Genomic DNA, 20,317 nt, shown 5'->3' on the forward strand with positions numbered 1-20,317 from the left:
AAAGATGGAAAGTTTTAGAACCGAAATAGAAAATCCGATTGTCCAAAAAGACATTATCGATTTAGAAAGAAAAATTGCTTTATTCCGTGACGGAAAAATTGACGATGAGCGTTTCCGCAGCCTTCGTTTGGCCAGAGGAGTTTACGGTCAGCGTCAGGAAGGCGTACAAATGATTCGTATCAAATTGCCTTTTGGTAAAGTGTCCAGCGAACAACTGTTGCGTATTACTAAAGTTTCAGATGAGTATTCAACCGGACGTTTACACATTACTACACGTCAGGATATCCAAATTCACTATGTTAGTTTGGACAGAACGCCACAACTTTGGGCTGAACTGGAAAAAGATGATGTTACACTTCGTGAAGCTTGTGGAAATACTGTGAGAAATATTACGGCGAGCGAAACAGCAGGAATTGATTCAGAAGAACCTTTTGATGTTTCACCGTATGCTCACGCTTTGTTTCAGTTTTTATTAAGAAACCCCGTCAACCAAGAAATGGGTAGAAAAGTAAAGATTTCATTCTCTTCATCGGATAGAGATACCGCTTTGAGTTATTTGCATGATTTAGGATTTATACCAAAAATTGTAAATGGCGAAAGAGGATTCAAAGTTATGCTTGGTGGAGGATTAGGCTCACAGCCACACCACGCCGAATTGCTGTCCGAATTTATTCCGGTAAACCAAATTATTCCAACAACCGAAGGCGTTTTGAGAATTTTTGACCGCTACGGCGAAAGAGCGAAACGTTTGAAAGCACGTATGAAATTCCTAATCAAAGATTTGGGAAGAGACGAGTTTTTACGATTAGTGGAAGAAGAGAAAAAAGCCTTGTCTTACCAAACAGTTGAAATCGATACAACTGTTTTTGATGGTGCAATTCCAGCTCCTTTATTGGAAGCACCAAAAGTAGTAATCGAAGACACAGCAGCTTTCGAAGCTTGGAAAAAATCAAATGTAATCGCACAAAAACAAGCTGGTTATGTGGCGATTGGAATCAAAGTTTTATTGGGTGATATTTATACCGATAAAGCTAGAGCATTGGCAGAATTAATCAAAAATTATGCGGCTAATGAATTGCGTTTTTCTTTGAGACAGGATATTTTAATACGTCACGTAAAAGAAGAAAACCTACCGTTTTTCTACCAAGAATTAGCCAAATTAGATTTTGTGGCTTTGGGTTACAATACCATTTCAGATATTACAGCTTGTCCGGGAACAGATACGTGTAATTTAGGAATTGCAAGCAGCACCGGAATTGCAGTAGAACTAGAAAGAGTTTTAGAAACGGAATATCCACAATACAGCAACAATCAGGAAATCACGATTAAAATCAGTGGTTGTATGAATGCTTGTGGACAACATAATATGGCCGAAATTGGTTTCCAGGGAATGTCTATCAATTCAGGGAAATTAGTGGCGCCAGCACTTCAAGTGTTATTAGGCGGAGGAAATTTAGGAAATGGAAACGGAAGATTTTCTGATAAAGTAATAAAAATTCCAAGTAGAAGAGGACCTGATGCATTACGTTTCATCTTAAATGATTTTGAAGCGAACGGAAACGGACAATCATTTTTGAATTATTATGATGCCAAAGGGGAAAAATACTTCTATGAATTTTTGAAACCATTAGCCGATTTGACTAATCTTACCGAAGCTGATTTTGTAGATTGGGGAAATGCTGATAACTACGTGAAAGCTGTTGGAGTAGGAGAATGTGCTGGAGTTGTTATTGATTTAGTAGCTACTTTGATATTAGAAGCTAAAGATAAAATGACTTTTGCACAAGAAGCTTTTGATGAAGGAAAATGGGCTGATGCAATTTATTTGGCATACGCTGGATTTGTAAATGGAGCTAAAGCATTATTGCTTGCTGAAAACCAAAAAACAAACCACCATGCAGGAATCATCGATTTGTTTGACACGGTTTTCATCGAAAGCAATAAAATCGAGTTGGACTCAACGTTCAAAGATTTAGTATACCAAATCAGAGCGAATGAGCCTTCTGCGGAATTTGCACAAAAATACATTCAAGAAGGAGTTGCCTTTTTTGAAAACATAGAAAAATACAGAGCAAAAGATTTAGCTAATGCATAATACAGTACAACCCAAAGTAACTTTAGTAGGCGCTGGTCCTGGCGATCCGGATTTGCTTACTCTTAAAGGAGTAAAAGCACTTGCTGAAGCAAATGTGGTTTTGTATGATGCGCTGGCCAATGATGAAATAATGATTCATGCACCAAAAAATGCTATCAAAATATTTGTTGGTAAACGAAAAGGCTGTCATGAATATACACAAGACCAAATCAATCAGTTGATTGTTGATAATGCGCTTACCTATGGAAATGTCGTTCGATTAAAAGGTGGTGATCCATTTATTTTTGGTCGTGGAAGCGAAGAAATAGAATTCGCAGAAAGTTTTGGAATCCCTACATTTGTAGTACCCGGAATTTCATCATCGATAGCAGTTCCCGCTTATCAAGGAATTTCTTTGACAAAAAGAGGTGTTTCGGAAAGTTTTTGGGTAATTACGGGTACAACCTCTGATAGAAAATTGTCAAATGATGTGGCTTTAGCAGCGCAATCATCGGCAACTGTTGTGATTTTGATGGGAATGAGTAAATTATCACAAATTGTTTCATTATTCCAAAAGGAATCCAAAGGAGAAACTCCCGTTGCGATTATTCAAAACGGAACTACTCCACAAGAAAAAATTGGAGTTGGAACGATTGACACAATCCAAGAAGTGGTTATAGAAAACAAATTAAGTTCGCCAGCCATTATTGTGATTGGAGAAGTAGTCAAAGAAAGCAATAAATTGAAAGGGTTTTACGAAGAATTCATATCAAAAGAAATACAATAACATTGGAAAGGAACGAATTATATCCAATATTTTTAAAATTGCACAACCTCAATGTACTTATTGTAGGTGGAGGCAATGTGGGATTAGAAAAATTATCTTTCATGTTGAAATCGAGTCCGAATGCGAATGTTGAGGTAGTTGCCCCAAAGTTTTTACCAGAACTGGAAAGCTTAGCCGCAAAACATCCTTCGGTAAAATTAACCCATAAAAAGTTCAATCGCTGGATGCTTCGCAAACGCCACATGGTAATTGCCTGCACCGATGATTTAAAAGTAAATAAAAGAGTATACGATTTGTCCCGAAAAAGATTTTTAATTTGCAACATTGCTGATACACCGCCATTATGTGATTATTATTTGGGCGGAATTGTAACTAAAGGAAATGTGAAAATCGCTATTTCGACCAACGGAAAATCACCAACAACTGCCAAAAGATTACGGGAGTTTTTTGAAGAAATCATTCCGGACGATATCAATAAAATGGTCGAAAACCTGAATGAATATCGTAAAACGCTGAAAGGAAATTTCGAAGAAAAAGTTCAAAAGATGAATGAAATTACCGAGTCGTTGAAGAATAAAGAGCCAAGAGAATAGAATAAAGAGCAAAGAATTCAACTGATATTTATCATTTAAAGTAGTAAATATCAATCGTTAATTTGCAATTAAATAGTTTAGCACAATTACATTACATAAAGAATATAAAAATGATTAAAACAGACATACTTATAATAGGAGCCGGACCAACAGGTTTATTTGCAGTTTTTGAAGCAGGATTGTTAAAACTGAAATGTCATATTTTAGATGCTTTGCCACAAGCAGGCGGACAATTATCTGAATTATATCCTAAAAAACCGATTTATGATATCCCGGGATTTCCGGAAGTATTAGCAGGAGATTTAGTAGATAATCTAATGGAACAAATCAAGCAGTTCGAACCAGGATTCACTCTTGGTGAACGTGCTGAAACGATTGAAAAACAAGAAGACGGAAGTTTTATTGTGACTTCAAATAAAGGGAAAAGATTTCATGCGCCAGTAATTGCTATTGCTGGAGGATTAGGAAGTTTTGAGCCAAGAAAACCATTAATCGAAGACATCGAATTTTACGAAGACAAAGGAATTAAATACTTTATTAAAAACCCGGAAAAATTCAGAGACAAAAGAGTAGTGATTGCCGGAGGAGGAGATTCTGCTTTGGACTGGAGTATTTTCTTGTCGAATGTTGCTTCTGAGGTAACTTTGATTCACCGTAGAAACGAATTTAGAGGCGCTTTAGACTCTGTAGAAAAAGTACAGGAATTGAAGAACTCAGGAAAAATAAAAATGATTACACCGGCAGAAGTAGTTGGTTTAAACGGAGCCGAGCATTTAGAATCAATTGATATTGAAGAAAATGGAGCGCACAGAACTATTGCTACGGATTATTTTATTCCGCTTTTTGGATTAACACCAAAATTAGGTCCTATCGGAGACTGGGGATTAGACATTGAAAAAAATGCAATCAAAGTAAATAATGCATTGGATTACCAAACGAATATTCCTGGAATTTTCGCTATTGGTGACGTAAATACATATCCAGGCAAATTAAAATTGATTCTTTGTGGATTCCATGAAGCAACATTAATGTGTCAGGCAGCCTACCAAATCATCAATCCAGGTAAGAAATATGTATTGAAATATACTACAGTTTCAGGTGTTGACGGATTTGACGGAACTCGTAAAGAAGCTCCAAAAGCCGTTGTGAAAGCCATAGTTTAACAACTTAGCACAAACTAGTTAAAAAATATAGCGCTAATACTTGCAAGTATTAGCGCTATGTCTTTACTTTGCACTGTTCATATATTTATTGAAAGTTATCACGAAAGGCGGAGGGAAAGACCCAATGAAACCTTAGCAACCCTTTATCTTTAAAGAAGGTGCTACATTCTACTTTGTACTGAACCAATTTCAGTATTTAAGATAGATAACACACGAATACTCACTTAGTATTTCTCAAACCTTTTCTTGACAACATATATTTTTAGCCTGATGAATTAATTTCAGTATCAGGAGCGAACATTTGGCGTTTTTTTTGCCAATACCGTTCCCGCTTTCCGCTATATCTTTTTTTCTGTCCCGAACCGTCGGGACCAGAAAAAAAAGGATATCGCTTCAATCGGGGCTAAAGAGTTAAAATAGTGAACTTTTGTAATTAATAATAAGCGCTTAATACTTAGTATTGGCGAGAATAAAACAAAAGATGTCAACAATTCAAGAAGCAATTAAAAAAAACATACTCGTACTCGATGGAGCTATGGGAACCATGTTGCAACGTTACAATTTTTCAGAGGAAGATTTTAGAGGAGAACGATTCAAAGATTTTCCACATTCTTTAAAAGGGAATAACGATTTATTATCACTTACGCAACCACAAGCTATCAAAGCAGTTCATGCAGCTTATTTTGAAGCAGGAGCGGATATCGTTGAAACCAATACTTTCTCAGGAACTACAATTGGAATGGCAGATTACCATCTCGAAGATTTGGTATATGAACTCAACTACGAATCGGCACGAATTGCCCGTGAAGTAGCCGATGAATTTACAGCCAAAAATCCAGACAAACCTCGTTTTGTAGCCGGGTCAATAGGACCAACAAACAGAACGGCAAGCATGTCACCAGATGTAAATGATCCGGGATACAGAGCCGTAACTTTTGATGATTTGCGTATTGCTTACAAGCAACAAGTAGAAGCCTTAATTGACGGAGGAAGTGATTTACTTTTAGTAGAAACTATTTTCGACACGTTAAACGCAAAAGCAGCACTTTTCGCCATCGAAGAAGTCAAAGACGAACGCAATATCGACATTCCAATCATGGTTTCCGGAACCATTACCGATGCATCAGGAAGAACACTTTCAGGACAAACCGTGGAAGCTTTTTTGGTTTCGGTTTCACACATTCCATTGTTGAGCGTAGGTTTCAATTGTGCTTTGGGAGCTGATTTGTTGAAGCCCTATTTGCAAACTTTGTCGCAAAATACTTCCTTCAATGTGTCGGCACATCCTAATGCAGGATTGCCAAACGCTTTTGGAGAGTACGATGAAACACCAGAACAAATGCAAGCTTTCATCAAAGAATATTTAGACGATAATCTAGTAAATATCATAGGTGGTTGTTGCGGAACAACGCCAGAACACATCAAGTTGATTGCAGATATTGCTAAGGATTACAAACCAAGAGTATCAACAGCAACAATGTAAACGTAAAGATGCGCTTTACCGCGTCTGAATTATAGCCATGAATTCATTGTAATTATTGGTTTTGAGGCACAAAAAAATAAAAAATGGCACAAGCAGAAACTAGAAGAAACCTTGTATTATCGGGATTAGAGCCTTTAATCATTACGCCGGAAAGCGTATTTGTGAATATTGGTGAACGTACGAATGTTACAGGTTCTAGAAAATTCCTTCGATTAATCAAGGAAGAAAAATACGAAGAAGCACTCAGTATTGCTAAAGAGCAAGTAGAAGGTGGCGCGCAAATCATCGATATTAATATGGATGAAGGAATGCTGGATGGTGAATATGCCATGACAAAATTCCTGAATTTAATTGCTGCCGAACCGGATATTTCCAGAGTGCCAATCATGATTGACAGCTCAAAATGGGATATTATAGAAGCGGGGTTAAAAGTGGTTCAAGGAAAGAGTGTCGTAAATTCTATTTCTTTAAAGGAAGGAGAAGAACAATTTATTCATCACGCTAAATTGATTAAGCGATACGGAGCTGCGGCAATTATTATGGCTTTTGATGAGGTTGGTCAAGCGGATAATTATGAACGTCGAATAGAAATATGCCAACGTTCGTATGATATTTTGGTAAACAAAGTTGGTTTTCCTCCGCAAGACATCATTTTCGATTTAAATATATTCCCAGTGGCAACTGGAATGGAAGAACACCGCTTGAACGCATTGGATTTCTTTAGAGGAACCAAATGGGTTAGAGAAAATCTTCCTCATGCACATATCAGTGGTGGAGTAAGTAATGTTTCGTTTTCATTTAGAGGAAATGACACGGTTCGAGAAGCGATGCACTCAGTGTTTTTGTACCATGCGATTCAACATGGTATGACTATGGGAATCGTAAATCCGGAAATGCTTTCTATCTACGACGAAATTCCAAAAGATCTTTTAGAACGCGTTGAAGATGTTATTCTAAACAGACGCGATGATGCAACCGAGAGATTATTAGACTTTGCCGAAAATGTAAAAGGAGATGTAAAGAGTAATGAAAAAGCAGTCCAAGAATGGCGTTCAGGAACTGTTCAGGAACGATTGACGCACTCGTTAGTAAAAGGAGTAGATGAATTTATAGAAATCGATGTTGAAGAAGCCAGACAGGCAGCAACAAAACCTATTGAAGTTATCGAAATCAACTTAATGGCAGGAATGAATGTCGTGGGAGATTTATTTGGTTCGGGAAAAATGTTTTTGCCACAAGTGGTAAAATCAGCTCGTGTAATGAAGAAAGCGGTAGCTTATTTATTGCCATTTATTGAAGCCGAAAAAGATGGTGTTTCTAGCTTTGCAGGTCGTATCTTAATGGCGACGGTAAAAGGCGACGTACACGATATTGGAAAAAATATTGTTTCTGTTGTTTTGGCTTGTAACAATTACGAAATCATCGATTTAGGTGTCATGGTTGCTCCTGAGAAAATCATCGCGGCAGCAATAGAACACAACGTTGATATTATCGGTTTAAGCGGATTGATAACACCTTCGCTTGATGAAATGGTTTATCTCGCTAAAGAGTTAGACAAAAGAAATATAAAAATTCCGGTGATGATTGGTGGAGCAACGACCTCACGAGCGCACACTGCCGTGAAAATTGCACCACAATATAAATCGACTGTAATTCACGTAAATGATGCTTCGAGAGCCGTAACGGTTGCGGGAAATTTATTGAACAGTGAGAAAAAAATATATGCAAGTGACATCAGAGCAGAATATGATGCTTTTAGAGAAACATTTTTGAATCGTTCACGAGACAAAAATTTCTTGACAATTGAGCAAGCTCGTGTCAATAAACTGAAATTAGATTGGGATAATTACAACCCAATGAAACCTAATTTTATTGGAACAAAAACAATCGAAGTTGATTTGGATGTTTTGGTTCCTTATATTGACTGGACACCGTTTTTTAGAACATGGGAATTGTTCGGGAAATATCCTGCGATTCTTACTGATAATGTTGTAGGTGAACAAGCTACTTCAGTTTTTGCGGATGCCAAAGAAATGTTGGAAGTTATTTTGAAAGAAAAGAAATTGACTGCCAAAGGAATTTACGGAATCTTTCCTGCAAATCAAGTAAATGATGATGATATTGAATTGAGCGATGAAAGTGGAAAAGTATTAGAGAAATTCTTGACTCTGCGTCAGCAATCACAAAAAACCAAAGGTGCTCCAAATATCGCTTTATCTGATTTTATTGCTCCGAAAGACAGTGGTAAAACGGATTATATGGGTGCGTTTTGTGTAACGACCGGTTTTGGTGTGGATGAATGGGCGGCTGAATTCGAAAAAGATTTAGACGATTATAATTCGATTATGGTGAAAGCATTGGCGGATCGTTTTGCAGAAGCTTTCGCCGAATACCTTCACGAAAAAATCCGAAAGGAAATTTGGGGATACGCTGCTGATGAAAATTTATCTACCGAGGCAATGATTGAAGAGGTTTATAAAGGAATTCGCCCAGCACCGGGTTATCCGGCTTGTCCTGACCATTTAGAAAAACCTACGATTTGGAAATTACTAAATGTAGAACAAGAAATAGGTGTGACTTTAACGGAAAGTATGGCGATGTGGCCGGCTTCATCGGTTTCTGGATATTATTTTGGAAACCCGGAAAGTAAGTATTTTGGACTTGGAAAAATAAAAGAAGACCAAGTTATTGATTACGCCAAACGAAGAAGCGTTTCGACAGAAGTAGCCATGAAATGGTTGAACCCCAATATAGCAGATTAGGAATTTTGTTTAAAGTTTAAGGTTTCAAGTTCCTCGAGAGAACTTTAAACTTTAAACTTGGAACTTTAAACAAATAAAATGAAAGTAACACAGCATATAGAAGCAGCAAAAGGAGAAACTTTATTCTCTTTTGAAATTATTCCGCCTCAAAAAGGCAAAAGCATTCAGGAATTATACGATAATATTGATCCGTTGATGGAGTTCAAACCGCCATTTATCGACGTAACCACTTCTCGCGAAGAATTTATTTATGTAGATAAAGGGAATGGATTATTGGAAAAAAAACTTACCAGAATGCGTCCTGGAACTCTTGGGATTTGTGCTTCAATCAAGCATAAGTACAATGTAGATACAGTTCCTCATGTGCTTTGCGGTGGTTTTACCAAAGAAGAAACCGAATATTTATTAGTCGATTGTCATTATTTGGGAATTGATAATGTGATGGCTTTGCGTGGCGATGCGATGAAGGACGAGCAGTCTTTTGTTCCTAAACAAGGAGGAAATGATTTTGCTGTTGATTTGGTAAAACAAATTAACCAACTGAATTGCGGGAAGTACTTGCATGATGTGATGGATGTTGATAACAAAGCCAATTTTTGTATTGGAGTTGCGGGATACCCGGAGAAACATTTGGAATCTCCATCTTTAATTTCCGATTTGAAAAGATTGAAAGAAAAAGTAGATGCAGGTGCTGATTATGTGGTGACGCAAATGTTTTTTGATAATGCTAAATACTTTGAGTTTGTTGCTAAAGCCAGAGAAATGGGAATTACAGTTCCTATTATTCCAGGAATTAAACCAATCGCAGTACAAAGACATTTACAAGTATTGCCGCAAATTTTTCGAATTGATTTGCCTGAAGATTTAATTCATGCAGTTGATCAATGTAAAAACAATGCGGATATCAGACAAGTAGGAATAGAATGGGCGATTCAACAATCGTTAGAATTGAAAGCAGCCGGCGTTCCCGTTTTGCATTATTATTCTATGGGAAAATCAGAAAATATTAGACAAATTGCGAGTAAGATTTTTTAATTTTCAATCGTATTTCATAAAAAAAGCTCGTTTAAAATTGGATTTGAACGAGCTTTTTTGTTGTTGTAACTATTTCGTAATCTCTCTAAATACGGCCTCCAAATTTTTATTCTTCTGATTCAGCTGCAAGGTTTTTAAACCATTGGCATTTGCAAAATCAAAAACTGCCGGGCGCATGTCCTTATCCGCTTTGAAAGTCAATTCCCAAATCATATCGTGCGTATTTTTATAAGAAACAAGATTTTCAATTTTGGAAATAGCTTGTTCTTCTATTTTATAATCAAATTCTACTTCGATAACTTGTGCTGTATCTTCAGAAATTAAGTTGTCCAATTTTTTATCGGTAACAATTTTTCCGTTATTGATTATAATCACGCGGTCACAAATCGCTTCAACTTCTTGCATAATGTGCGTAGAAAGGAAAACCGTTTTGTCTTTTCCGACATTCTTAATCACATTACGAATTTCCATCAATTGGTTTGGGTCTAAACCTGTAGTTGGTTCATCAAGAATCAAGACGTCAGGATTGTGCAATAAAGCATTGGCAAGACCTACACGCTGGCGATATCCTTTAGATAATTGCCCTATTTTTTTATGACTTTCGGTACTTAAACCGGTCAATTGAATTACTTCTTCGATTCGGGATTTGGCTACTTTATACACATCAGCATTAAAAGCCAAATATTCCCTAACATACAAATCCAAATACAATGGATTGTGTTCTGGAAGATAACCAATAGAAAGTTGAACGGCTTTTTGTTGAGTGTTTACATCGTTTCCATTTACGATTGTTGAACCTTCATCGGCATTAATGTAGGTTGTCAATATTTTCATTAAAGTTGATTTTCCGGCTCCATTTGGACCTAAAAAACCAACGATTTCTCCTTTTTTTATAGAAAATGAAATGTTATCCAATGCTTTTTGGGCACCGTAACTTTTTGATATATTATTTACTTCTATTGACATGGAATTTTATTTGTTGCAAAAGTAAACAGAAAAAGCATTGATTTATTGTTTTTTGTAGCTCAATAGCTAAAAAGTCCTTTGTCAAAGTTTTACAAAGCGGGATGATATTCTATTTTAGATTTATATATTTACCCTAAACTATATAGATATGAATTTGAAAAATACACAATCGGGCAGTTTCTTGAAAAATTACAAAAGTATTTTATTGCTACTTGGCGGAATTCTGGCAGGAAGTATTTTGGGTTTAGTTTTTGGAAAAGGAGTAGAGGTGATTAAGCCTTTGGGCGATATATTTCTGAATTTATTGTTTACAGCAATTATCCCGTTGATTTTTTTTACGATCGCATCTTCGATTGCTAATTTAGAAAAATCAGAGAAACTAGGAAAATTGTTTGTCATTGTCATTGGAGTATTTTTAAGTACAGTACTGATTTCTGCTATTTTGATGATAGTTGGTGTATTGTTATTTCCCATTCAGCAAGATATTATCATTTCTAAAATCCCATTAGAAACTATTCAGGAAAGCACCACAGGTTCACAAATTACCCAGTTGCTTACAGCGGGAGATTTTTATGAGCTACTTTCTCGAAAAAGCATGTTGGCGCTCATCATATTCTCGTTTTTAATAGGATTTGCTAGTTTGCAATCGGGCGAAAAAGGGAAAGATTTCAGTCGGTTTTTGAATTCAGGCAATGAAGTGATGAAACAATTGTTACACATCATTATGAAAACGGCTCCAATAGGATTGGGAGCTTATTTTGCGTATCAAGTTGGGATTTTTGGACCGCAATTATTTGGTGCTTATGCAAAACCTTTGGGATTGTATTATGCGGTTTGTGCGTTTTATTTTGTAGTATTTTTTAGTTTGTACGCTTTTATCGCCGGAGGAAAATTAGGATTTAAAGTGTTTTGGAAAAATAATATTACACCTTCATTAACAGCTTTAGGAACGTGTAGCAGCATTGCGACAATTCCTGCCAATCTGGAAGGTGCTGAAAAAATGAATATTCCGACTCACATCAGGAATGTAGTTATTCCACTTGGCGCACCTTTGCATAAAGACGGTTCTAGTATGTCGTCCATTATAAAAATTGCAGTAATTTTTGCCATGTTTGGAAAAGATTTCACAGACCCCAATACCTTATTGATGGCTTTGGGAATTACAGTAATTGTTTCAGTAGTTGAAGGCGGAATTCCAAATGGAGGTTATATAGGAGAAATTCTGGCGATAACCGTTTATGGATTTCCTATGGAGCAGGCTTTGCCGGCTGCAATGATTGTGGGGACTTTGGTAGATCCAATGGCGACGTTGTTGAATGCGAATGGTGATTTAGTATCGGCAATGATGGTAACCCGAATTTCGGAAGGGAAAAAATGGCTTACTGAAAAATTAGTAGCGTAATTTGGTTTGAATTTAAGGGTGAAATTCTGGAAAAAGAATATTTCAATTTCTGAAAATCATAAAGACACGCTGATTAAAAAATATTTTAAAAGCCTTTTTTTAATTATTACATAATTAATAACCAGTTTTTTAGCGAATCCCTTTTTTGTTTAATAAATTCAGCTTTTTTTTTGGGTTAGCTAGAAATTATGTATACATTCGCAGAGTAATTAATACAAAAAAACAACAAGATGTTGAGTAACCGATTTTATTTTAGCAATTCTTATTATTTCTTCTGGAAAGTAGAAAGGGATTGTTGTATGGTTATTTGATTATAAAATTAAATTGATACTATAAATATACAATCCCGATGAAAATCGGGATTTTTTTTTGCTTAAAAAGGTGTAAAAATGAATGAAATAATTGGAATACAAGGGATAACGGGTTCTTTTCACCATCAGGTGGCGCAAGAATATTTCAGTCAGGCAGTTGCTGTCGATGAATGTTTGTCTTTTGAAGAATTAGTGGATAACCTGCTTTCAGGCAAATCAGATCAAGCGGTTATGGCGATAGAAAATTCTATTGCGGGTCCTATTATTCCAAATTACGCATTGATTGACAAAAACAATTTGCACATAATAGGAGAACATTATTTGAGAATTCATCAGAATTTAATGGCTTTAAAAGGTCAAACAATGGAAGATATTCTGGAAGTACATTCGCATCCTATGGCTATTTTACAATGTATGGAATTCCTGAAAAAATACCCAAACATAAAATTAGTCGAAGACAAAGATACTGCTGAAACGGCACGTAGAATTCAGGAAAAACAATTGAAAGGAATTGCCGCAATTGCCAGTAAAACCGCTTCGGAAATGTATGATTTAGAGATTTTGGCTCCGGAAATTCAAACAATTAAAAATAATATGACTCGTTTCGTGATTATCAAAAAGGACAATTCTTTTGTCCCGGAAAACGAAATAAACAGAGCGTCCATTAAATTCGAATTGGATCACAAACGTGGCAGTTTGGCTGCAGTACTAAATGTAATGAGCGATTGTAAATTGAATTTAACCAAAATTCAGTCGTTACCAAAAATAGAAACACCTTGGAAATATTCGTTTTTTGTGGATGTTACTTTCGAGAAATACGAGGATTATGCAAAAGCAAAGTCACTATTGATCATTATGGCGGAGTATTTCAAAGTGTTAGGCGAATATAAAAACACAAAATTATAATTAGTCGAAAGCTACAAAGTTACAAAGTCAAAAGAATCTTAAAATTTAAACATGATTACTACAGCAAAACGTCTCGATATAATTGAAGAATATTATTTCTCATCAAAATTGAGAGAAGTAAGACAACTGGCTTCTGAAGGGAAACCAATTATTAATATGGGAATTGGAAGTCCGGATTTACAACCGTCACAAGCAGTAATTGATGCAGTAGTTCTGGCAATGCAAGATGAAAATGCGCATCAATACCAAAGTTATCAAGGATTACCGGAATTGCGTCAAGGCATGGCTGATTTTTATAAAAATAATTACGGAGTTGTGTTGAATCCGGCTAACGAAATCTTGCCTTTGATGGGTTCCAAAGAGGGAATTATGCATATTTCGCTGGCTTTCTTGAATGAAGGCGATCAGGTGCTGATTCCAAATCCAGGATATCCAACATACACTTCGGTGACTAATTTAGTAGGAGCAGTTCCAGTTTATTATGACTTAAAAGAAGTGAATAATTGGGAACCGAATTTTGAAGCTTTGGAAAAACTGGATTTATCGAAAGTGAAAATAATGTGGATTGGTTATCCGCACATGCCAACAGGAGCAAGAGGAAGTTTAGAGTTGTTTTCAAGATTAGTGGCTTTCGCCAAAAAAAATAATATTTTATTAGTCAATGACAATCCGTATAGTTTTGTTTTAAATGACAATCCAATGAGTTTGTTGCAAGTGGAAGGCGCAAAAGATGTGGTTTTAGAATTGAATTCTTTGAGTAAGACTTTCAACATGGCGGGCTGGAGAGTTGGAATGCTTCTAGGAAATGCAGCTTGTATCGATGCAGTTTTAAAAGTAAAAAGCAACATGGACAGCGGAATGTTTTACGGGATTCAAAAGGGCGCAATTGAAGCATTGAAAAGTGACAAGACTTGGTTTGAATCGATGAATGCGATTTATAGAAAACGCAGAATTCTTACCGAACAACTGGCTGAGAAATTAGGTTGTAAAGTGTATAAGGAAGGTGTTGGATTATTTGTTTGGGCAAAATTGCCTGACGGGATTACATCAGCAGAGAAATTTATTGATGAAATTTTATATGACAAATCTATTTTCATTACACCGGGAACCATTTTTGGTTCTAATGGAGAAGGATACATACGATTTGCACTTTGTGTAAAAGAAGAAAAAGTACAGGAAGCTATAGAAAGATTTAGGAATTAGGATTTTTTGATTTAGGAATTCAAATTAATCCTAATTCGAAAATCCCGAATCCCAAATAATATAAAATATGAAAATATACGTAATTGGAATAGGATTAATAGGCGGTTCGATGGTATTGGACATTAAAACACTGCATCCTGAAGCCAAAATTTATGGAATTGATAGCAACGAAAGTCATTTGGCGGAAGCCATAGCTTTAGGAGTTGTGGATGCTGGTGCTACATTTGAAGATTTAGTGGATGCAGACTTTGTAATCGTCTCGGTTCCTGTTGATGTAGCGCTAATAGTATTGCCAAAAGTATTGGATGTTATTGGGGATAATACGATTGTTTTTGAAGTAGGTTCTACAAAAACTCCTATTTGTGAAGTGGTTGCCAATCATCCTAAAAGGCGGAATTTTATTGCCACACATCCTATTGCAGGAACAGAGTTTTCAGGACCTTCGGCGGCAATAAAAGGATTGTTTCAAGGGAAAACGAATATAATTTGTGAGGTCGAAAAAACAACTTTCAAGTTACAAGAAAAGGCGTTGGAACTTTTTACCGCAATGGGAATGAGAATACGTTATATGGATCCAAAATCACACGATAAACATATTGCTTATGTTTCGCATTTATCGCATATCAGTGCCTTTATGTTGGGAAAAACGGTAATCAATAAAGAGAAGGATGAACAGGATATTTTTGATATGGCAGGTTCCGGTTTTGAAAGCACAGTTCGATTAGCCAAAAGTTCCCCAGCAATGTGGACGCCAATTTTTAAACAGAATAAAAAGCATGTTGTAAAAACTTTGGAAGAATACATTTCGAATTTGTCAAAGTTTAAAGAATTATTAGAAAAGGAAGATTATGATGCGATTTACAATGAAATGCAAAGCGTCAATAAAATAAAGGAAATATTAAACGGAATGAACGTGAAAAAGTGATCAGTCACATTTTACAGTTAAAAAAGAACAACACAAAAAACTAAAAAAATAAAATTAGAAAAGATGGAAAACAAGAAAGAAATGAGAAATTGGTTGAATGAATTCAATTTAACTCATCCATTTGTGATCGCAGGACCTTGTAGTGCTGAAACAGAAGAACAAGTATTGAAAATTGCACATGAATTGAAAGATTCAGATGTAAGTGTTTTTAGAGCAGGAATTTGGAAACCAAGAACACGTCCGGGAGGATTTGAAGGTGTTGGTGAAATTGGATTGAAATGGTTAAAAAAAGCTAAAGAACAAACCGGATTGCTAATGGGAACGGAAGTGGCAAATGCTGCTCACGTAAAATTAGCTTTGGAATATGATATCGATGTATTATGGATTGGTGCCAGAACGACCGTAAATCCATTTGCAATGCAGGAAATTGCAGATGCTTTAGCGGGAACTAAAAAAATCGTATTGGTTAAGAATCCGGTAAATCCAGATTTGTCTTTATGGTTGGGTGGTGTTGAGCGTTTATACATGGCAGGAATTGAAAAATTAGGAGTAATTCACAGAGGTTTTTCTACATACGAAAAAACAAAATACAGAAATATTCCAGAATGGCAGATTGCTATCGAATTGCAAAATAAATTCCCTGATTTACCTTTAATCATTGACCCGTCTCATATTACAGGAGACCGTAAAATGATTCTTGAAGTAACGCAGGAAGCTTTGGATTTGAATTATGATGGTATGATTATCGAAACACATTACGATCCAGACAATGCTTGGAGTGATGCTGCACAACAAGTTACACCAGACGCTTTGAAACAAATTTTTATTGATTTGAAAGTGAGAAAAGTAAATGATGTATCTGATGAGTTTACTCAAAAAATGGCTAAGTTAAGAGCTAATATAGATGTTTTAGATGCTACTTTATTGGAATTATTAGGGAAGCGTATGAAGGTAGCAGACGAAATAGGTCAAGTGAAAAAAGATGCTAACGTTGCTGTATTGCAAAACAATCGTTGGAACGAAATTCTAGGAAAAATGATTTTAGAGGGTGAGAAAAAAGGATTGACTGAGGAATTTGTATTAAAAATGTTCAAAGCGATTCACCAAGAAAGTATTGGTCACCAAGAAAAAGTATTGAACGCATAATCATTGTTTTTTTTCAAAAAATAAATCCCTACAGCTTTTTTCAAAAGGTGTGGGGATTTTTTATTTATAGGTAGTTCAAAAACTTTAAACTTTATCCCGAAGTGTCGGGATAAACTTGAAACAAAATTTTACCTTTGCACCATGACAGGACTAGTATACAAATCTACAGGAAGTTGGTACACCGTAAAATCTGAACAAGGTGATTTTATCGAATGCCGTATGAAAGGGAAATTCCGAATTAAAGGAATCAAAAGTACCAATCCTATTGCTGTGGGCGATATTGTGGATTATGAACTCGAAGAATCCTCAGATACCGTTACGGGAACCATTCACAAGATTCACGACAGGAAGAATTATATCGTTCGGAAATCTGTGAATTTATCACATCAAATGCATATTATTGCGTCTAATATTGATAGGGTTTTCTTGTTGGTTACCATTAATAATCCGCCAACGACTTTTAATTTTATAGATCGTTTTCTGGTTACTGCCGAAGCATATGGAATTGAAACGATACTAGTTTTTAACAAAATAGATACGTTTGACGATGCTACGCTAGACGAACAATTGTATATGCAACATGTGTATCAGGAAATTGGATATAAATGTTTGCGCGTTTCTTCGACTGAAATGAAAGGAATTGAGGAATTGAAAGCAATGATGATTGGAAAAGTGAGTATGTTCTCTGGGCATTCCGGCGTTGGGAAATCAACATTGGTAAATGCAATGGAGCCTTCTTTACATTTAAAAACAAAAACAATTTCTGAAGCAAGCAAGCAAGGACAACACACGACAACTTTTGCCGAGATGTACGATTTGTCTTTTGATGCTAAAATTATTGACACACCAGGTATCAAAGGTTTTGGAATTGTAGACATGGAAAAAGAAGAAATTAGCGGCTATTTCCCTGAATTTTTCAAATTGAAAGAACAATGTAAATTTAATAATTGTTTGCATAAAGACGAACCGCATTGTGCTATTAAAACCGCATTAGAAAAAGACGAAATCGCTTGGTCCCGTTATAGAAGTTATCTTAAAATTCTGGAAGGCGATGATGAAAATTACCGTACTGATATTCATAATGAAGATAGGATAATTAGTGATAAAACGAGGGAATAACAATAGCAATTTCAAAAATCAATTTCAAAAATGAAAATCGTCCTTCAAAGGGTTTCCTCCGCCTCCGTAACTATAGACAATAAAATTGTAGCCGATATCCAAAAAGGACTATTGGTTTTAGTTGGTATTGAAGATGCCGATACTCAAGAAGATATAGATTGGCTGGTTAATAAGATTACTAACATCCGCATTTTTGGGGATGAAAATGATGTGATGAATTTATCTGTAAAGGATGTTGACGGAGATATTATTGTGGTTAGTCAATTTACATTGCATGCTTTTACAAAAAAAGGTAATCGTCCTTCCTATATTAAAGCTTCAAAACCAGAAGTGGCCATTCCATTGTATGAGAATTTTGTAAAAAAAATAGAAATAGAACTAGGTAAAAAAGTACAAACGGGAATCTTTGGTGCGGATATGAAAGTGCTTTTGCTGAATGATGGTCCTGTAACGATAGTAATTGACAGTAAAAATAGAGATTAAGTTTTCTTTAATCGAAAAATTCTTATATTTTTGATAAAAAGAATTTTATGATTTTTAAAAATATCTCTTTCCTATTTTTGTTTTTTACTTCTTTTATTTTTGCTCAAAAGATAGAATATAACTCTTTGAATATTTCCGATAGCTTAAAAGAAAATGCTAATGCTGTTGTTCGTCTAAATGAAATAGACATAGTTATTGCTTCACAAAGAAGCATGAATATCATAACTAAAAGAGTAGTTACGGTTCTAAATGAAAAAGGTCTTAGCGCAATTGATGCAATTGAAAGTTATGATAAAAGGACTAATATTAGAAATATCGAAGCTACTGTTTATGATATTTTAGGAAACGAAATCAAAAAAATTAAGCGTAAAGATTTCAAAGACCAAAGCGCAGTTGATGGTGGTACCCTTTTCTCGGATAACCGTTATCTTTATTTAGATTATACTCCCGTCCAATATCCATTTACAATAGTTTTTGATAGCGAGATAGAAACTTCTACTACTGCTTTTATTCCGAAATGGTATCCTTCAAGTGATTATTTTGTAAGTGTCGAAAAAAGTATTTTGAATGTAAAATATCCTGATAATTTAGGTTTTAAGAAAATGGAATTCAATTTTTCAAATTCCAAAATTGATAAAACTATTGATACTGCAACGCAACTTTCATATACTGCTACCAATATTCTGGCTCAAAAACAAGAAGATTACAGTCCGGTTTACAGTTCTATTTTTCCAAAAGTGATGATGGGATTAGAGTTGTTTCATTTAGAAGGAGTAGACGGAAATGCAAAGACTTGGAAGGAGTTTGGACAATGGTATTCTGATAAAATTTTATTGGGAACAACTGATTTACCAGATGAAACCAAAATGAAAGTAAAGGCCCTTGTTGGAGATGAAAAAGACCCAATTAAAAAAGCAAAATTAATTTACAATTTTGTACAACAAAAAGTAAGATATATCAGTATTCAAGTTGGAATTGGCGGATGGAAACCTATGCTTGCCAGTGATGTAGATCGTTTGGGATATGGAGATTGTAAAGCATTGACTAATTATACTAAGGCCTTACTGGATGTGGTAAATGTGCCATCTTATTATACTATTCTCTATGGAGATAGGAAAAAACTAAGCATTCAGTCTGATTTTGTATCTATGCAAGGAAATCACGTTATTTTGTCTATTCCAAATGGAAATAATTACACTTGGTTAGAATGTACCAGTCAAGATGATCCCTTTGGATATCAAGGTACTTTTACAGATGATAGAGAGGTTTTAGTAATAAAACCGGATGGAGGCGAGATTGTTAGAACCAAAGTTTATGAAGATAATGGAAACACTCAAATTAGTAAAGGAACATATGTTTTATCAACAAATGGAGATTTTTCTGGAAAAATTACAATTGCTTCGGAAGGATCACAATACAATCAAAAAGCGCTTATTGAAAATAGACAGCCAACCGAAAAAGAGGCGCATTATAAAGAGTATTGGGGACATATTAATAATTTGAAAATCAATAAAATATCATTTTCTAATGATAAAGATAAGATTCGTTTAACTGAAAATGTAGCTATAGAAGCTGTGAATTACGGAAGTCTTACCTCAAATAAGTTGATATTTGTTGTTAATGCCTTTAATAAAACAAATGCTTATGTCAAGAGAATAAGAAACCGTAAAAATCCTTTAGAGATACAAAGAGGTTTTTTGGACGAAGATGAGATAACTATAACTCTTCCTTCTGGTTTTTCTACTGAATTTTTACCTGAAAATTATGAACTGAGCAGTAAATTCGGTAATTATAAAACTGAGATTATAAAAACGGATGCCGCTAATTTGGTTTATAAAAGAACCTTATTTGTAAAAAAAGGTTTGTATTCGAACAAAGAATATGACGAATATCGTCTTTTTATAGAACAAATTTCAAAAAATGATAATGCCAAAATTATTCTAACCCAAAACCAATAAA

16 protein-coding genes and 1 riboswitch are annotated in these 20,317 nt (G+C 35.3%); of the genes, 15 read left to right on the plus strand and 1 reads right to left on the minus strand.

All coding sequences use genetic code 11. The annotated features are described in order from the left end of the window. Positions 1-4: 4 nt before the first annotated feature. The 7 genes from ACNQF8_RS06360 (at position 5) to metF (ending at position 9,897) form a co-directional block, all read left to right on the plus strand. On the plus strand, positions 5-2,095 hold the full coding sequence (locus ACNQF8_RS06360; protein ID WP_417953080.1) for a nitrite reductase: 2,091 nt from the start codon (positions 5-7) through the stop codon (positions 2,093-2,095). Next, positions 2,088-2,861 (plus strand): uroporphyrinogen-III C-methyltransferase, encoded by a 774-nt coding sequence (cobA, locus tag ACNQF8_RS06365; RefSeq protein WP_417951233.1) that lies wholly within the window; start codon positions 2,088-2,090, stop codon positions 2,859-2,861. The genes ACNQF8_RS06360 and cobA overlap by 8 nt, the downstream gene beginning before the upstream one ends. A gap of 2 nt (positions 2,862-2,863) precedes the next feature. Next, the gene (locus tag ACNQF8_RS06370) at positions 2,864-3,454 is read left to right on the plus strand and encodes a precorrin-2 dehydrogenase/sirohydrochlorin ferrochelatase family protein (RefSeq protein ID WP_417951234.1); all 591 of its coding nucleotides are present in this window, start codon (positions 2,864-2,866) and stop codon (positions 3,452-3,454) included. 110 nt (positions 3,455-3,564) lie between these two features. Next, a complete protein-coding gene (locus ACNQF8_RS06375; RefSeq protein ID WP_417951235.1) occupies positions 3,565-4,617 on the plus strand; it encodes an NAD(P)/FAD-dependent oxidoreductase in 1,053 nt (350 codons plus the stop codon). Positions 4,618-4,709: 92 nt separating this feature from the next. Next, positions 4,710-4,829, plus strand: a riboswitch (SAM riboswitch). 269 nt (positions 4,830-5,098) lie between these two features. Next, a complete protein-coding gene (locus ACNQF8_RS06380; RefSeq protein WP_315208785.1) occupies positions 5,099-6,100 on the plus strand; it encodes a homocysteine S-methyltransferase family protein in 1,002 nt (333 codons plus the stop codon). Positions 6,101-6,183: 83 nt separating this feature from the next. After that, positions 6,184-8,862, plus strand: a complete 2,679-nt coding sequence (metH, locus tag ACNQF8_RS06385; RefSeq protein ID WP_417951239.1) for a methionine synthase — start codon at positions 6,184-6,186, stop codon at positions 8,860-8,862. A gap of 78 nt (positions 8,863-8,940) precedes the next feature. Continuing rightward, positions 8,941-9,897, plus strand: a complete 957-nt coding sequence (metF, locus tag ACNQF8_RS06390; RefSeq protein WP_315208791.1) for a methylenetetrahydrofolate reductase [NAD(P)H] — start codon at positions 8,941-8,943, stop codon at positions 9,895-9,897. Between the two features lie 69 nt (positions 9,898-9,966). Here the strand turns inward: metF and gldA are convergent, their stop codons facing one another. Next, positions 9,967-10,863, minus strand: coding sequence for a gliding motility-associated ABC transporter ATP-binding subunit GldA (gldA, locus tag ACNQF8_RS06395; protein ID WP_417953081.1), 897 nt, complete (start codon positions 10,861-10,863; stop codon positions 9,967-9,969). 148 nt (positions 10,864-11,011) lie between these two features. Here gldA and ACNQF8_RS06400 point away from each other — a divergent pair, with 148 nt between their 5' ends. The 8 genes from ACNQF8_RS06400 (at position 11,012) to ACNQF8_RS06435 (ending at position 20,316) form a co-directional block, all read left to right on the plus strand. Further along, positions 11,012-12,265 carry a dicarboxylate/amino acid:cation symporter gene (locus ACNQF8_RS06400; RefSeq protein ID WP_417953082.1) on the plus strand — a complete coding sequence of 418 codons (1,254 nt, stop codon included), beginning with the start codon at positions 11,012-11,014 and terminating at the stop codon, positions 12,263-12,265. A 389-nt stretch (positions 12,266-12,654) separates the two neighbouring features. Then, the gene (locus ACNQF8_RS06405; protein WP_417951242.1) at positions 12,655-13,482 is read left to right on the plus strand and encodes a prephenate dehydratase; all 828 of its coding nucleotides are present in this window, start codon (positions 12,655-12,657) and stop codon (positions 13,480-13,482) included. A gap of 51 nt (positions 13,483-13,533) precedes the next feature. Continuing rightward, complete coding sequence (locus ACNQF8_RS06410; RefSeq protein ID WP_417953083.1) at positions 13,534-14,685, plus strand: pyridoxal phosphate-dependent aminotransferase; 1,152 nt, start codon at positions 13,534-13,536, stop codon at positions 14,683-14,685. A 67-nt stretch (positions 14,686-14,752) separates the two neighbouring features. Then, positions 14,753-15,610: a prephenate dehydrogenase gene (locus ACNQF8_RS06415; RefSeq protein ID WP_417951244.1), complete on the plus strand. Its 858-nt coding sequence runs from the start codon at positions 14,753-14,755 to the stop codon at positions 15,608-15,610. A gap of 63 nt (positions 15,611-15,673) precedes the next feature. After that, the gene (locus tag ACNQF8_RS06420; RefSeq protein WP_417951245.1) at positions 15,674-16,756 is read left to right on the plus strand and encodes a chorismate mutase; all 1,083 of its coding nucleotides are present in this window, start codon (positions 15,674-15,676) and stop codon (positions 16,754-16,756) included. A 141-nt stretch (positions 16,757-16,897) separates the two neighbouring features. Next, on the plus strand, positions 16,898-17,875 hold the full coding sequence (gene rsgA / locus ACNQF8_RS06425; protein WP_417953084.1) for a ribosome small subunit-dependent GTPase A: 978 nt from the start codon (positions 16,898-16,900) through the stop codon (positions 17,873-17,875). Positions 17,876-17,905: 30 nt separating this feature from the next. After that, on the plus strand, positions 17,906-18,358 hold the full coding sequence (gene dtd / locus ACNQF8_RS06430) for a D-aminoacyl-tRNA deacylase (protein ID WP_417951247.1): 453 nt from the start codon (positions 17,906-17,908) through the stop codon (positions 18,356-18,358). Positions 18,359-18,405: 47 nt separating this feature from the next. Continuing rightward, complete coding sequence (locus ACNQF8_RS06435; protein ID WP_417953085.1) at positions 18,406-20,316, plus strand: DUF3857 domain-containing protein; 1,911 nt, start codon at positions 18,406-18,408, stop codon at positions 20,314-20,316. The last annotated feature ends 1 nt before the right edge of the window (position 20,317 follow it).

The organism is Flavobacterium labens (assembly GCF_048286755.1).
Classification (GTDB): domain Bacteria; phylum Bacteroidota; class Bacteroidia; order Flavobacteriales; family Flavobacteriaceae; genus Flavobacterium.

Coding starts and splice junctions, on each gene's coding strand:
- ACNQF8_RS06360 (WP_417953080.1), top strand. CDS start 5: ATGGAAAGTTTTAGAACCGAAATAGAAAATCCGATTGTCCAAAAAGAC.
- cobA (WP_417951233.1), top strand. CDS start 2,088: ATGCATAATACAGTACAACCCAAAGTAACTTTAGTAGGCGCTGGTCCT.
- ACNQF8_RS06375 (WP_417951235.1), top strand. CDS start 3,565: ATGATTAAAACAGACATACTTATAATAGGAGCCGGACCAACAGGTTTA.
- ACNQF8_RS06380 (WP_315208785.1), top strand. CDS start 5,099: ATGTCAACAATTCAAGAAGCAATTAAAAAAAACATACTCGTACTCGAT.
- metH (WP_417951239.1), top strand. CDS start 6,184: ATGGCACAAGCAGAAACTAGAAGAAACCTTGTATTATCGGGATTAGAG.
- metF (WP_315208791.1), top strand. CDS start 8,941: ATGAAAGTAACACAGCATATAGAAGCAGCAAAAGGAGAAACTTTATTC.
- gldA (WP_417953081.1), bottom strand. CDS start 10,863: ATGTCAATAGAAGTAAATAATATATCAAAAAGTTACGGTGCCCAAAAA.
- ACNQF8_RS06400 (WP_417953082.1), top strand. CDS start 11,012: ATGAATTTGAAAAATACACAATCGGGCAGTTTCTTGAAAAATTACAAA.
- ACNQF8_RS06405 (WP_417951242.1), top strand. CDS start 12,655: ATGAATGAAATAATTGGAATACAAGGGATAACGGGTTCTTTTCACCAT.
- ACNQF8_RS06410 (WP_417953083.1), top strand. CDS start 13,534: ATGATTACTACAGCAAAACGTCTCGATATAATTGAAGAATATTATTTC.
- ACNQF8_RS06415 (WP_417951244.1), top strand. CDS start 14,753: ATGAAAATATACGTAATTGGAATAGGATTAATAGGCGGTTCGATGGTA.
- ACNQF8_RS06420 (WP_417951245.1), top strand. CDS start 15,674: ATGGAAAACAAGAAAGAAATGAGAAATTGGTTGAATGAATTCAATTTA.
- rsgA (WP_417953084.1), top strand. CDS start 16,898: ATGACAGGACTAGTATACAAATCTACAGGAAGTTGGTACACCGTAAAA.
- dtd (WP_417951247.1), top strand. CDS start 17,906: ATGAAAATCGTCCTTCAAAGGGTTTCCTCCGCCTCCGTAACTATAGAC.
- ACNQF8_RS06435 (WP_417953085.1), top strand. CDS start 18,406: ATGATTTTTAAAAATATCTCTTTCCTATTTTTGTTTTTTACTTCTTTT.